13 protein-coding genes are annotated in these 12635 nt (G+C 77.0%); 10 read left to right on the top strand and 3 right to left on the bottom strand.

All coding sequences use genetic code 11. The annotated features are described in order from the left end of the window. Positions 1–41: 41 nt before the first annotated feature. Genes ND486_RS12330 through ND486_RS12320 form a run of 3 tightly spaced genes read left to right on the top strand, consistent with a single transcriptional unit; the run spans position 42 to position 3444 of the window. Positions 42–1469: a heparan-alpha-glucosaminide N-acetyltransferase domain-containing protein gene (locus ND486_RS12330; RefSeq protein WP_251784458.1), complete on the top strand. Its 1428-nt coding sequence runs from the start codon at positions 42–44 to the stop codon at positions 1467–1469. Continuing rightward, complete coding sequence (locus ND486_RS12325; RefSeq protein ID WP_251784457.1) at positions 1466–2770, top strand: sensor histidine kinase; 1305 nt, start codon at positions 1466–1468, stop codon at positions 2768–2770. Before ND486_RS12330 ends, ND486_RS12325 begins: the two co-directional genes overlap by 4 nt. Beyond that, entirely contained in the window at positions 2767–3444 is a 678-nt protein-coding gene (locus tag ND486_RS12320) for a response regulator transcription factor (protein WP_224402914.1), read from the top strand. The genes ND486_RS12325 and ND486_RS12320 overlap by 4 nt, the downstream gene beginning before the upstream one ends. Here ND486_RS12320 and ND486_RS29715 read toward each other — a convergent pair. Next, positions 3437–3937, bottom strand: a complete 501-nt coding sequence (locus ND486_RS29715; protein ID WP_251784456.1) for a cupin domain-containing protein — start codon at positions 3935–3937, stop codon at positions 3437–3439. The genes ND486_RS12320 and ND486_RS29715 overlap by 8 nt on opposite strands. 156 nt (positions 3938–4093) lie before the next feature. Between ND486_RS29715 and ND486_RS29710 the strand changes: the two genes are divergently transcribed. The 3 genes from ND486_RS29710 to ND486_RS12300 all read left to right on the top strand — a co-directional run bounded on the left by ND486_RS29710 (position 4094) and on the right by ND486_RS12300 (position 5803). Next, positions 4094–4432, top strand: a complete 339-nt coding sequence (locus ND486_RS29710; protein ID WP_251784455.1) for a hypothetical protein — start codon at positions 4094–4096, stop codon at positions 4430–4432. Positions 4433–4514: 82 nt separating this feature from the next. Next, positions 4515–5162: a thioredoxin domain-containing protein gene (locus ND486_RS12305; RefSeq protein WP_251784454.1), complete on the top strand. Its 648-nt coding sequence runs from the start codon at positions 4515–4517 to the stop codon at positions 5160–5162. Further along, positions 5159–5803 (top strand): vitamin K epoxide reductase family protein, encoded by a 645-nt coding sequence (locus ND486_RS12300; RefSeq protein ID WP_374231403.1) that lies wholly within the window; start codon positions 5159–5161, stop codon positions 5801–5803. The genes ND486_RS12305 and ND486_RS12300 overlap by 4 nt, the downstream gene beginning before the upstream one ends. A 45-nt stretch (positions 5804–5848) precedes the next feature. On the opposite strand, the gene tatA is transcribed toward ND486_RS12300, so the two are convergent. Next, positions 5849–6097 (bottom strand): twin-arginine translocase TatA/TatE family subunit, encoded by a 249-nt coding sequence (tatA, locus tag ND486_RS29040; RefSeq protein WP_285898640.1) that lies wholly within the window; start codon positions 6095–6097, stop codon positions 5849–5851. Further along, the gene (mgtA, locus tag ND486_RS12290; RefSeq protein WP_251784453.1) at positions 6094–8829 is read right to left on the bottom strand and encodes a magnesium-translocating P-type ATPase; all 2736 of its coding nucleotides are present in this window, start codon (positions 8827–8829) and stop codon (positions 6094–6096) included. Before mgtA ends, tatA begins: the two co-directional genes overlap by 4 nt. An 86-nt stretch (positions 8830–8915) precedes the next feature. Between mgtA and ND486_RS12285 the strand changes: the two genes are divergently transcribed. The 4 genes from ND486_RS12285 to ND486_RS12270 all read left to right on the top strand — a co-directional run bounded on the left by ND486_RS12285 (position 8916) and on the right by ND486_RS12270 (position 12564). Further along, entirely contained in the window at positions 8916–9266 is a 351-nt protein-coding gene (locus ND486_RS12285) for a metalloregulator ArsR/SmtB family transcription factor (RefSeq protein ID WP_251784452.1), read from the top strand. A 320-nt stretch (positions 9267–9586) separates the two neighbouring features. Beyond that, complete coding sequence (locus ND486_RS12280; protein ID WP_251784451.1) at positions 9587–10819, top strand: LCP family protein; 1233 nt, start codon at positions 9587–9589, stop codon at positions 10817–10819. A gap of 78 nt (positions 10820–10897) precedes the next feature. Continuing rightward, positions 10898–11518: a DedA family protein gene (locus tag ND486_RS12275; RefSeq protein ID WP_251784450.1), complete on the top strand. Its 621-nt coding sequence runs from the start codon at positions 10898–10900 to the stop codon at positions 11516–11518. Positions 11519–11565: 47 nt separating this feature from the next. Next, positions 11566–12564: an NADPH:quinone reductase gene (locus tag ND486_RS12270; protein ID WP_251784449.1), complete on the top strand. Its 999-nt coding sequence runs from the start codon at positions 11566–11568 to the stop codon at positions 12562–12564. Positions 12565–12635: the final 71 nt, after the last annotated feature.

The raw sequence follows: 12635 nt of genomic DNA, 5'->3' as shown, positions 1-12635 counted from the left end.
CTCCGACGCGCCCGGGCCGCCCCGGCCCGCACCGTTGCCGCATGACCACGACAGACCGGGCCCCCGTCCCACCGTCGACGCCACCCGCCGGACCGGACAGCGGGTCGTGGCCGCGCGGCCGGCACCGTCCCGGCCGGCACCGTCCCGGGCACGCCCGGGTGGCCGGTGTCGACGCCGCCCGCGGCCTCGCCGTGCTCGGCATGATCGTCGCGCACGTCGCCGTCGCCGCGGGGTCGTCCTGGCTGGTCCAGGCGGTGAACGGGCGCGCGGCGGTGCTGTTCGCGGTGCTCGGCGGGGTGTCGCTGGCCCTGATGGCCGCGCCCGTCCTCGCCGCGCCGTCCGCGCGGAACCGGGTGTGGCTGCGTCGCCGGATCGCGGTCCGCGGACTGCTCCTGGTGGTCCTCGGGCTGCTCCTGGCCGAGGTCAGCAGCGGGCCGATGGTCATCCTCGTCGTCTACGGGGTGCTGTTCTGGCTGCTCCTGCCGGTGCTGTTCGCCCCGGCCCGGGCGCTGGCGGTCGCCGCCGCGGTCTGGGCCGTCGCCGGGGCGCTGCTGTCCTGGGTGCTGCGCGCCCGGTTCGGGTCCCCGGCCGACGCCGACGGGCGGACGGTGCTCGGCGCGACCGTGCACCTGTCCGACCTCACCTCGCCCGCCGGGCTCGTGCACGCGCTCGACACGGTGCTGCTCAGCGGTGCCTACCCGGTCCTGACCTGGATGCCGTTCCTGCTGCTCGGGATGGCGGTCGGCCGGCTCGACCTGCGTACGGCGGGCACCCGGCTGGTCGCCGGCGGGGCCGCCGGTGCGGTGCTCGGCTACGGCGGGTCCTGGCTGGCGCTGGACGTCCTGGGCGGCCGCGACGCGCTCCTCGCGTCGGTCGCGCCCGTCGCCGACCGGCTCGGTGTGCCCGCCGAGCTCGCGCTGCAGCTGCTCGGCGGCAGCGCCCTGGGCACGGTCGCCACCACCACACCCGCCTGGCTGCTCGCCGCGACCCCGCACAGCGGCAGCCCGTTCGACGTCGTCGGGGCGGCCGGGGTCGCCGTCGCCGTGCTCGGTCTGTGTCTGCTCACCGCCCGGTACGGGCGCCGTCTGCTCGCCCCGCTCACGGCGACCGGAGCGCTCGCGCTGACCCTCTACGCCGGGCACATCGCGCTGCTCGCCTCGCTCGGCGGGTGGCCGCAGACCGCGCCGTGGGCGGCGACGGCGCTGGTCGCGGTCCTGGCCGTGGCCTCCGCGTGGGCCTGGCGCGGTCTCGTCGGGCGCGGTCCGCTGGAAGCGCTGGTGCACAGCGTCTCCGTGCGCGCGGCCGGTTCTCCGCCCACGGTCGGAGACCGGGGATCGGACCGCGCTCCGATGCCCGGCGGGGCCACCCCGCGCGAGGCTGGGGACATGGACAGCACGACGCCGGGCCGGGCGGCCGACACGATCGGGTACCGGGGATCATCGGGGCCGGAGCGGGGGGAGGCGCGATGAGCATCACGACACGGGTGCGGGACTCCCTGCGCAGCCTGCCCACCCTGCGCTCCACCCCGTCGGAGGCCCCGACCCTCGTCGAACGCGCGGTGGCGCTCGGCCGCCGCAACCCGGTCGTCGTCGACGCCGTGCTGGCCGCCCTGCTCATCTGGGTCGCGGTCAGCTGGACCCTCGACGGCAAGGTCCGGTCGGACGTGCGGATCCTGGCCCTCGTCGTGGCCGTGCTCGCGGCCCTGCCCGTCCCGCTGCGCCGGGTCGTCCCGATGCCGGCCGCGTTCGCCACGGCCGCGGTCGCCCTCGTCTGCACCGTCGTCGAGCCGGCCGTGCACCCCGCGTACCTGCTGCCGTCGCTGGTCATGGGCTACTCGGCCGTCGCCTACGGGCCCCGCTGGGCTGGCTGGCTGGCGCTGGTCGTGCTGACCATGGGGATGTTCGGCCCGTTCCTGCTGCGTCCGCCGACGTCGATACTGCAGCTCCCCGGGGCCACCCCGCTCACCGTGCTGGCCCTGGCCGGGATGATGGCGATGGTCCCCGTGCTGGTGTGGCTGCTCGGATCGCTGCGCCGCGCCGCGCACCGCCGCACCCTGGACCTGCGCGAACGCAACCGGCTGCTGGAGGAGAGCCGCCGCCAGGAGGTCCGTCTCGAGCTGCTGGCCGAGCGGTCGCGGATCTCCCGCGAGGTGCACGACGTCGTCGCCCACTCGCTGTCCGGGATCATCGCCCAGGCCGACGGCGGCCAGTTCGCCGCGCAGCGCGACCCGGCGAAGGCCGTCGAGGTGCTCTCCGGCATCGCGTCGACGGGCCGGTCCGCGCTCTCCGACGTCCGCGGCCTGCTGTCGATGCTGCGCGACACCGGCCCGGACGACGACTCCGACACCGACCCGGCGCGTCCGCAGCCCGGTGCCGGCGACGTCCCCGCACTCGTCGAGCAGGTCCGCACCGGCGGGCTGCCGGCCGACCTGCGGACCATCGGCACCCCGCGGGAGCTCCCGACCGGTCCCGGCCTGACCGTCTACCGGATCGTGCAGGAGTCGCTGACCAACGTCATCAAGCACGCCGGGCCCGGCGTGCCCACCCACGTCGACCTGCGGTGGACCACCGACGAGCTGACCGTGCGCGTCCACGACGAGGGAGCCCGCGGCCCCGTCCCCACCCCACCGCGCGGCGGCCACGGCCTGACCGGCATGCGGGAGCGCGCCGCCCTGCACGGCGGCTCGGTCGAGGCCGGTCCGCACGCCGACGGCGGCTGGACGGTCCGGCTGCGCCTGCCCCTCACACCCCCGGCCCGAGGAGAACGGTGAACCCCGTACGACTGATGCTCGTCGACGACCAGGAGCTGGTCCGCACCGGCTTCGCGATGGTGCTCGACTCGTGCGACGACCTCGCCGTCGTCGCCCAGGCCGGTGACGGCGAGGCCGCGCTCGCCGAGCTGGGCCGCACCGAGGTCGACGTCGTGCTGATGGACGTGCGGATGCCCCGCCTCGACGGCATCGCCGCCACCCGCCGGGTCGTCGCCGAGCACCCCGGGGTGCGGGTCCTGGTGCTCACCACCTTCGACCTCGACGAGTCCGTCACCGAGGCCATCGCCGCCGGTGCCAGCGGCTTCCTGCTCAAGGACGTGTCCCCGCAGGACCTCATCGAGGCCGTCCGCACCGTGCACCGCGGCGACTCGGTCGTCGACCCCGTCTCCACCCGGCGGCTGCTGCGCGCCACCCGGCCGCTGCTCACCGCGCCCGAGCCGGCCGCCGCGGAGCCGTCGGTGGACGCCGTCGCCGCGCTCGCCGACCTGACCCCGCGGGAGCGGGAGGTGCTCGTCCTCGTCGGCAACGGCCGGTCCAACGCCGAGATCCGGGCCGACCTCGTCGTCTCCGAGGCGACCGTGAAGACCCACATCGGTCACCTGCTCGCCAAGACGCAGTCGCGTGACCGGGTGCAGCTCGTCGCGCTGGCGTTCCGGGCGGGTCTGGTCAGCTGAGCGGCGTGGTGAAGCCGGGGTGGTCGCGCAGGTTGACCTGGTCGCAGGTCAGCGCGAACGCGTCGACCTCCTCCGCCGACGGCGGCGTCGCCCGCGCCGCGAACTCCGCCAGCCCCCGGAAGTAGCGCTCCCGCGGTGCGCCGGGCACGAACAGGATGAGGAACCGCGCGTCGCTGTCCGGGCCGGTGCGGAACGCGTGCACCCCCCGGTGCGGGACGTGCACCAGGTCGCCCGGCCCGGCCTCGGTCCAGGTGTCGCCGGTCATGACCCGCAGTGCGCCGTCGAGGACGTAGAAGCTCTCGGTGAACCCGGTGTGCAGGTGCGGCAGCGCGCCCGGGGAGTCCGCCGGGATCCACGACTCGAACAGCCCGAACCCGCCACCGACCTCCGCGCCGGGTGCGGCGAACCGGGTCCACGAGCCGGTCGGGGAGGTCACGGCGCGCTCGGTGGTCGCGGCGGGGCGCCACACCGCGCCGGGCTCGGGGAAGCTCACGCACCGACCGTAGCGGCCCGGCGACCGGGCGTCCCGGCGCGGCGGCCGGTCGCCACCCACGCGGGCCGTGGGGGAGCACCGGGGCGGCGAGGGCCCCTCGGTATCGTCCTGGGCGCTGCCGGAGGCGTCCGGCCGTGGTCGGAGCGGAGAGGTGGGGTGAGGCACGTGCGCGTCCTCGCCCCGATGGCGTTGCTGGTCCTGGCCCTGGTGCTGTGCGCGGGCCCCGCCGTCGCGACCGCCCCGGGCGCCCACGGCGCCACCCCGGCGGTCGTCGTCGGCTCGGACTGCTCGCAGCACCCGCTCACGCTGATGCACGCGGGGGACTGCGAGCAGGCCCCCCGCCGCGACGACGACGTGCCCGTCCCGTCGCTGCTGCCGGTCGCCGTGGTCGCCGTCCTGGCGGCCGGGCACACCGGCACCGCGCCGCCCGCCGCACCGGAACGGACGCTGTGCGCGCCGTCGCCGGTGGAGCACCTCTGCGTGGACCGCAACTGAGGCGTGCGGACACCCCGCCACCGCGTCCCCGCACCCGTTCCGACCCGGCCACCGCGCCGGGCCCCGTGGAGGAAGACTCCCGATGACCCGCAACGTCAAGATCTCCCTGGCCGTCGTCGGCGCGTTCGCGCTGATCGTCGCCGCGCTGCTGTTCGCGACGCGACCCGGCGCCCCGGAGACCGGCGCCGCCGCCGGTGCGCCCGACAGCCTCGTCACCGCCGACGCCGCCCGCCTCAACGACGCCCCGAACGCCTCGGCCACCCTGGTCGAGTTCGCCGACTTCCAGTGCCCCGCCTGCGGCCAGGTCCAGCCGATCATGGACCAGCTGGTGCAGCAGTACGGCGACCGCGTGCAGTTCGTGTTCCGCAACTTCCCGCTGCCGATGCACCAGAACGCCGAGGCCGCCGCGCTCGCCGGTGAGGCGGCCCGCGCCCAGGGCGCGTTCCACCCGATGTACGAGCGCCTGTTCCAGACCCAGCGCGACTGGTCCGAGTCCCCGGACGCGGCGACGGTGTTCCGCGGCTACGCCCAGGACCTCGGCCTCGACCTGAACGCCTACGACGCCGCCGTCGCCGACCCGGCGACCGCCGCGAAGATCCAGGCCGACAAGGACGCCGGGCTCGCCGCCGGCGTCGAGGGCACCCCGACGATCTTCGTCAACGGTGAGAAGGTGCAGCTCCGCTCGGTGCAGGACATCACCGACGCCCTCGACGCCGCGGTGAACCGGTGAGCGTCCCCGCCGCGGCGCGGACCGAGGAGTTCTCCCGCGTCGCCACCGGCGCCCCGGCCGTGCCGGGGCCGGTGCCGCGGTTCCTGCCGTGGCTGCTCGTCGTCGGCGGCGTGCTGGGGCTGATCTCGGCGTTCACGCTGACCGTCGAGCGCATCGAGCTGCTGATCGACCCGGCCTACACGCCGTCGTGCAGCATCAACCCGGTGCTGTCCTGCGGGTCGGTCATGACGACCCCGCAGGCGGCGTTCTTCGGGTTCCCGAACCCGCTGCTCGGGATCGGGGCGTTCGCGGTCGTGGTGACGACGGGTGCGGCCCTGCTGGCCGGGGCCCGCTTCCCGCGCTGGTGGTGGGTGGGGCTGACGGCCGGGTCCGCGCTCGGCGTCGTCTTCGTGCACTACCTGATCGTCCAGAGCCTGTACCGGATCGGCGCGCTCTGCCCGTACTGCATGGTCGTGTGGGCCGTGACGATCCCGATCTTCTGGTACTCGCTGCTCGCGACCCTGGACGCCCTCGGCGGCGGCGCGCGTGCGCTGCACGCCCGGATCACCGGCTACCACGCGGTGCCGGTGGTGCTGTGGTTCCTGGTGGTCGTCGGGCTGATCCTGCAGCGCTTCTGGACCTACTGGTCCTCGCTGCTCTGAACCGGCCCGCGGGGCCGGGGACGTGCGTCCCCGGCCCCGCGACGGTCAGCGCTCGCCGGTGGTCCGTTCCTCCGCTACCCGCTCCCGGGCCGCCGGCTCCCCGGCGGGCCGCTCCTCGAGGTCCCGGTCCTCGGAGCGGGCCGCGCCGTCCTCGCGGGTCCCGCTCAGCTCGGACTTCAGGATGCGGGTGGACCGGCCCACCGAGCGGGCCAGGTCGGGCAGCTTCTTCGCGCCGAACAGCAGCACGACGACCAGCAGGACGACGAGCAGCTGGGTCGGTCCGGGTGGGGTCATCGGATCCTCTCCTTCTCCTGCCGGGGGTCCGCGGGGCGGATCCCCAGCACGTGACGCAGGTACAGCGGCCGCGTCGCGGCCACACACGACAGGAACGGCAGCACGACGGCCGCCAGCAGCGGCCACACCGCGGGCGGTGGCGCCGCCATCCCGAACAGGGGGGCGAGCGGGGTGAACGGCACCGCCAGCCCGGCCAGGACCACGGCCGTCACCGTCGCCACCACCGGCCGCGCGGCGCGCCCGGCCCGGGTCCGCAGCAGGAGCAGCACCAGGACCTGGGACAGCACCCCCTCCATGAACCAGACGGCCTGGAACACCGCCTGCTCCTGCGGGGTGTCCAAGCCCAGGAAGCGCCACACCGCCCAGAACGTGACCAGGTCGAACGCCGAGGCCAGCGGCCCGAGGACCGCCATGAACCACAGCATCCCGCGGGTGTCCCAGCGCCGGGGCCGCGCCGTCCAGCCCGGCTCGACCCGGTCGAACGACAGCGACAGCGCGGCCACCCCGAACAGCACGCCCTGCAGCAGCAGCTGCGCGGGCAGCAGCGGCAGGAACGGCAGCACCGCGGAGGCGACCAGCACCGACAGGGCGTTGCCGACGTTCAGCGCCGCGGTCACCGTCAGGTAGCGGGTGGCGCGGCCCAGGGTCCGCCTGCCCTCCTCGACCGCGGAGACGACGACGTCGGGGCTGCGGTCGGCCAGCACGATGTCCGCGGCCGCCCGGGCGGCGGGCACCGCTCCGTCGACGCCGATCCCGACGTCGGCGATCCGCAGCGCGCCGACGTCGTTGAGGCCGTCGCCGAGGAACCCGACGGTGTGCCCGCGGGCCTGCAGCGCGGCGACGACCCGCTCCTTCTGCAACGGCCCGAGCCGGGTGAACAGGGTGGTGCGCGCCACCGCTCGGGCCAGCGCGACGTCGTTGAGGGCATCGAGCCCGGCGCCGTCGAGCACCCCGGTGACCGCGATCCCGGCCCGCGCGCACACCTGCTCGGCGACGGCGGTGTCGTCGCCGGTCAGGACCTTCACCGCGACGCCCTGCTCGGCGAAGCGCTCCACCGCGCGGGCCGCGGACTCCCGCACCGGGTCGACCATCCCGACGAAGCCCAGCAGCAGCAGGTCGCGCTCGGGGTCGTCGTCGTCACCGGCGCCGAGCGGACGCAGCAGCGGTGTCCGGCGGGTGGCGACCGCGACGACCCGCAGCCCGGTCGCGCGGTGCCCGGCCGCGGCGTCGGCGGCCGCGGCCCGCAGCGACGCGGTCAGCTCCACGGCCCCGCCGTCGCGGGCGACCCGGGTGCAGCGGGGGAGCACGGTGTCCGGGTCGCCCCGCACGATCACCAGCTCACCGGGGTCGTGCGCGTCGCGCAGCACCATCGCCGAGCGCCGCCGGGAGTGGTCGAACGGCACCTCCTCGACCCGGGTGAGCAGGCCGTGGGCCAGCAGCGCCGACCCGTCCCGGTCGGCGGCGGACACCGCGTCGTCGAGGCCGTCGCGCGGGGTGGTCTGGAAGCGCACCGCGACCGCGGCCGCGTCGGCCGGGGCGGGGTCGGGACGGCCGTCGACGTCGACGGAGTGGGTGAACACCACCCGGTCCTCGGTGAGCGTGCCGGTCTTGTCCAGGCAGGCGACGTCGATCGAGCCGAGGTCGTGGATGGCCTCCGGGCGGGTGACCAGCACCCCGGACTCGCGCAGCCGGGACGCGCCGCGCAACAGCGTGGTCCCGACGATCAGCGGCAGCAGCTCCGGGGCCAGGCCGACCGTCACGACGACGGCGAACAGCAGCGCCTGCCGCACGTCACCGGACACCTCGACGTTCACCAGCAGCACCAGCGGCGCCGCGAGCAGCATGCAGCGCACCAGCGCCCGGCGCACCGACCGCAGTCCCCGGTCCACCTCGGACTCCGGACGGGGACGGCGGCCGCGCCCGGCCAGCTCCTCGGTGTGGGTGTGCGCCCCGGTGGCCAGCACGACCGCCGTCGCGGTGCCGCGGACCACGGTGCTCCCGGCGAACAGCAGCGCCGGGTGCGCGGTGACCGGGCCGTCGTCGGTCCCCGCCCGCGACGACCGTCGCCGCGGCGCCGGGCGCGGCTCGCGCGACGACGGCGGTGCCTTCGCCACCGGCAGCAGCTCCCCGGACAGCGACGACTGGTCGACCAGCAGGTCCCGGGCGTGCAGCAGCCGCGCGTCGGCCGGGACGGGGTCGCCCGCGCCGAGCAGCACGACGTCGCCGGGCACCAGGTCCTCCGGCGGCACCTCGCTGTCGCGCGGTGCGGTCCCGGGGGCCGGGCGGCGGCGGACCGTCACGGTGGTCGCGGCGTGCGCGCGCAGCTCCCGCGACAGCCGGTCGCCGCGGGCGGCGTGCCACAGGCGCAACCCGACGCCGAGCGCGGCGACGACGAGCACCAGCGTCGCGCTGCCGGGGCTGCCCGCGACGGCGAGCAGCACCCCGAGCACGGTCATCAGGCCGGAGAACGGGCCGGCGAGCGCGCGGCGGGCCCACACGGCCGCGCCCGGGCGCCGGACGGCATCGGTGGCGTTGTCGCCGTGGGCGTGCAGGCGTAGTGCGGCGGTGTCCTCGCACAGTCCGCGGCGCGAGGACTCCAGGCCCCGGAGCAGCGCGAACGCGTCGGCGCCCGCCCAGTGCCGCAGCGCGGGCTCGCCGGGCGTGACGGGCGGATCGGCCGGCGGGGGCGGTGGCCGCGCCGCGGCACCGTCGCGCCCGATCGTCCGGTCCAACGGTGCCCCTCCGGTCCCCGGCACCGCGTCCGGCGCCGCCCGGTACGGTAACAGTTGCGTAAGTGACGCAACTGTCTGGAGGCCCGGTGGAGACCGCCCCCGAGGACCCGCAGCCCCTCGACCCCGAGCTGCTGGCCGACGCGGCCGCGGCGTTCGGGATGCTCGCCGCGACCTCGCGGCTGCAGATCGTCTGGCTGCTCGCCGACGGCCCGCGCGACGTCGGCACCCTCGCGACGACCCTCGGCCAGCCGGTGGCGACGGTGAGCCAGCACCTGGCGAAGCTCAAGCTCGCCGGGCTGGTCCGCGCCCGCCGCGAGGGCCGCCACCAGATCTACGTCATCGCCGACGCCGGCATGGTCGAGGTGGTCCGGACCGTGGTGGCCGCGCAGGAGCGCAGGCGGGAGCCGGACGCCGTGCGCGGGCGGGGGATCGTGTGACGCCGCCGCCGGGTCCGGTGCCCCCGGACCGTCCGCGTCCGGACCGGGCCGGCGCACCCCGTGTCCCCGGCGTCCCGCCGGCTCCGGGCGCGCCGCGGACCGGGACCCGGGGTGCGGCGCCGCGGGACACCCGGTCGCCGGGCGCGTGGCCCCGTTCCGGCGGCCCGCCGGCGGCGCGCCCCGGCGCCCCGGCCGGTCCCCGTCCGTCGCGCGCGGTCCCCGGTGCTCCGTCGGGCGGCCCGGCCCGGCCCGGCGATCGGCCCCCGTCGGCCGGCCCGCGGGCCCGGCCCGCCGACCCCGGCGCCCGCCCCACCACCCCGATGCGCCCGGTCGCCCCCTGGCCGCGCGCCGAGCAGGGCGCCCCCGCCCCGCGGCGGCACCGCGTCCGCGGTCTCGTCGCGGCACTGTCGGTCGCGGTCTTCCTCGCCACCGGCGCCGGCTGGGCCATGGTCGGCGGCACCAGCGGTCTGACCACCGCGGACGTGACCGGACCGCACGTCGCCGACGGCGCGACCGACATCCTGCTGGTCGGCAGCGACTCCCGGGTCGACGCCCGCGGCAACCCGCTGCCCCGCGAGGTCCTCGACGCCCTGGACGCGGGCGACGCCGACGGCCAGGACAACACCGACACCCTGATGCTGGTCCGCATCCCGGACGACCCCGACCTCGGCGCCTCCGCGGTGTCGATCCCGCGCGACTCCTGGGTCGACGTCCCCGGCCTCGGCAAACACAAGATCAACTCTGCGCTGGCGCGCGGGGCGGCGATCGCCCGGCCGGACCTGATCCGGCGGGGGCTGAGCGGGCCGGACCTGGAGCGGGAGGCCAACGCCGCGGGCAGCAGGCTGCTCGTGCGCACCGTCGAGGAGCTCACCGGCGTCTCGATCGACCACTACGCCCAGGTCAACCTGGCCGGGTTCGCCGAGATCACCCGTGCGCTCGGCGGCGTCCCGGTGTGCCTCAGGGCCCCGGTGCGCGACAGCTACTCCGGCGCGGACTTCGCCGCGGGCCCGCAGACCGTGCAGGGCGCCCGGGCCCTGCAGTTCGTCCGGCAGCGGCACGGCCTGCCCGAGGGGGACCTCGACCGGGTCCGTCGCCAGCAGGCGTTCCTCGCGGGGCTGACCCACCGGCTCCTGTCGGCGGGCACCCTCACCGACCCGACGGCCGTCGCCGACCTGATGCAGGCGGTCAACGGTGCCGTCGTGCTCGACCAGGGCTGGGACCTCACCTCGATGCTCGCCCACGCCGCGCAGCTGCGCGGTGACCGGGTCACCTTCCGCACCATCCCCACCGGCCGGGCCGACTACCGGACCGGCAGCGAGGGCGTCGCGGTGAAGGTCGACCCGGGGCAGGTCACGGCGTTCTTCGCCGGGCTGACCGCGCCGGGGGCACCGGCCGATCCCGGGGACGGCGACGACGCGGACACCGGCGCGCCGGCGACACCGGCCCCGACGGAGAGCGGGACCGGACGGGCCGCGGCGCCCCGGGGTGACCCGACCCCGGCCGCCGACACCCAGCCCGAGCTGACCGCCGACGGGGTGCCCTGCGTCGACTGACGCGGCCCCGTCACCCCGGCCGAGGAGCCTCCCATCACCGAGATCATCGACTTCCTGACCTCCGTCCCGTTGTGGGTGGTGGTGCTCGTCGCGGGGCTGGTCACCCTCGGCGAGACCACGATCGGCGTCGGGCTGGTCCTGCCCGGCGAGACCGTGCTCATCGCCGCCGCGATGGCCGTCCCGGACGTCCCGGCCGCGGTGCTGGTCACCGGCGTGGTCGCGGTCGCCGCCGCCTGCGGCGACGCGATCGGCTACGCGATCGGCCGTCGTCTCGGCCCGCGGCTGCGCGAGTCGCGGATCATCGGCCGGATGGGCCGCGACGCCTGGGACGACGCCGCCCGCACCCTGCGCCGCTGGGGTCCGTGGGCGGTGCTCGGCGCCCGGTTCCTGCCGGTGGTGCGCACGATGACCCCGGCCGCGGCGGGGGCGTCCGGGCTGCCGCTGCGGCGGTTCCTGCCCGCCGTCGTCGTCGGGGCGACGGTCTGGTCGGCCGTGCACGTGACCGCCGGGTTCCTGCTGCGCGAGGCCGCCGAGCAGTTCGAGAAGGCCTTCGGGATCGCCGGCTGGGTGGTCCTGGCGGTCGTGGTCGTCGCCGGCGTCGCCGGGTGGCGGGTGCGGCGTCGTCGCGCCGAGGCCCGCCGGGCCGCCGCCCGCGAGACCGTCGCCGCCCTGGCCGAGGAGCGCCGCGACGCCGCCTGACGCCGGTCGTGCCGCACCGGGTGCGGGCCCGGACCGGCGACGGCAGGATGGCCGGGGTGAAGGCAGCCGGCTACTCCCGTGAAGGCACCGCCCGCGACGTCCTGACCGTCGGTGAGATCGACACCCCGGAGCCCGGCCCGGGCCAGGTCCGGGTCCGGGTCCGCATCTCGGCGGTCAACCCGACCGACACCAAGACCCGCGACGGCACCACGTCACGGCCCTTCGACGGGGTCCGCGTCCCGCACCAGGACGGCGTGGGCGAGATCGACGCCGTGGGGGAGGGGGTCGACCCGTCCCGGGTCGGGCAGCGGGTCTGGACCTGGCTCGCGTCGCCGGGCGGTGCCGGCGGCGCCGCGATCGCCGAGTGGGGCACCTGCGCGCAGTACACGGTGCTGCCGGCCGAGCAGGCCACCGTGCTGCCCGACGGCGCGCCGGACGACCTCGGCGCCTGCCTGGGCGTCCCGGCGATGACCGCCTACCACTGCCTGTTCGCCGACGGCCCGGTCGCCGGACGGACGGTGCTGGTCACCGGCGGTGCGGGCGCGGTCGGGCACTACGGCATCCAGCTCGCCCGCTGGGCCGGGGCGACCGTGGTGACCACCGTGTCCGGTCCGGAGAAGGCCGAGCTGGCCCGGGCCGCCGGCGCGCACCACGTCGTCAACTACCGCGACGGCGACCCCGGCGCCGCGATCCTCGCCGCCGCCGGACCGGTCGACCGGATCGTCGAGGTCTCGCTCGCCCAGAACCTGGCGCAGGACCTCGCGGTGCTGCGCAACGGGGGCGCTGTCGTCTCCTACGCCGCCACCCCGCAGGACCCGTCGATCCCGGTCCGCGCGCTGATGGGGGCGAACGCGGTGCTGCGGTTCGCGCTGCTCTACACCGTGCCCCGCCCGGTGCTGGCCGACGCGGCCCACGGGCTGGGCGTCGCGGCCGCGCACGGAGCGCTGACCCCGCTGCCGGTCACCCGGTTCGGGATCGACGACGTCGTCGCCGCGCACGAGGCCGTCGAGGCGGGGACGACGGGCAAGGTCGTGGTCGACCTCTGACCCGGTCCGGTCGGCCCTCCCCGCCCGGCCGGCGCGCCCCCCCCCCCCGAGCGGGGGGGGGGCGGGCCCGG

The sequence above is a fragment of the Pseudonocardia sp. DR1-2 genome, assembly GCF_023717215.1.
GTDB classification, from domain to species: domain Bacteria; phylum Actinomycetota; class Actinomycetes; order Mycobacteriales; family Pseudonocardiaceae; genus Pseudonocardia; species Pseudonocardia alni.
Note: the sequence above shows the minus strand (reverse complement) of the source record. Positions and strands in the feature narration are given on the sequence as shown.

Coding starts and splice junctions, on each gene's coding strand:
- ND486_RS12305 (WP_251784454.1), top strand. CDS start 4,515: ATGACCCGCAACGTCAAGATCTCCCTGGCCGTCGTCGGCGCGTTCGCG.
- tatA (WP_285898640.1), bottom strand. CDS start 6,097: ATGACCCCACCCGGACCGACCCAGCTGCTCGTCGTCCTGCTGGTCGTC.
- ND486_RS12270 (WP_251784449.1), top strand. CDS start 11,566: ATGGCCGGGGTGAAGGCAGCCGGCTACTCCCGTGAAGGCACCGCCCGC.
- ND486_RS12280 (WP_251784451.1), top strand. CDS start 9,587: ATGCGCCCGGTCGCCCCCTGGCCGCGCGCCGAGCAGGGCGCCCCCGCC.
- ND486_RS12330 (WP_251784458.1), top strand. CDS start 42: ATGACCACGACAGACCGGGCCCCCGTCCCACCGTCGACGCCACCCGCC.
- ND486_RS12325 (WP_251784457.1), top strand. CDS start 1,466: ATGAGCATCACGACACGGGTGCGGGACTCCCTGCGCAGCCTGCCCACC.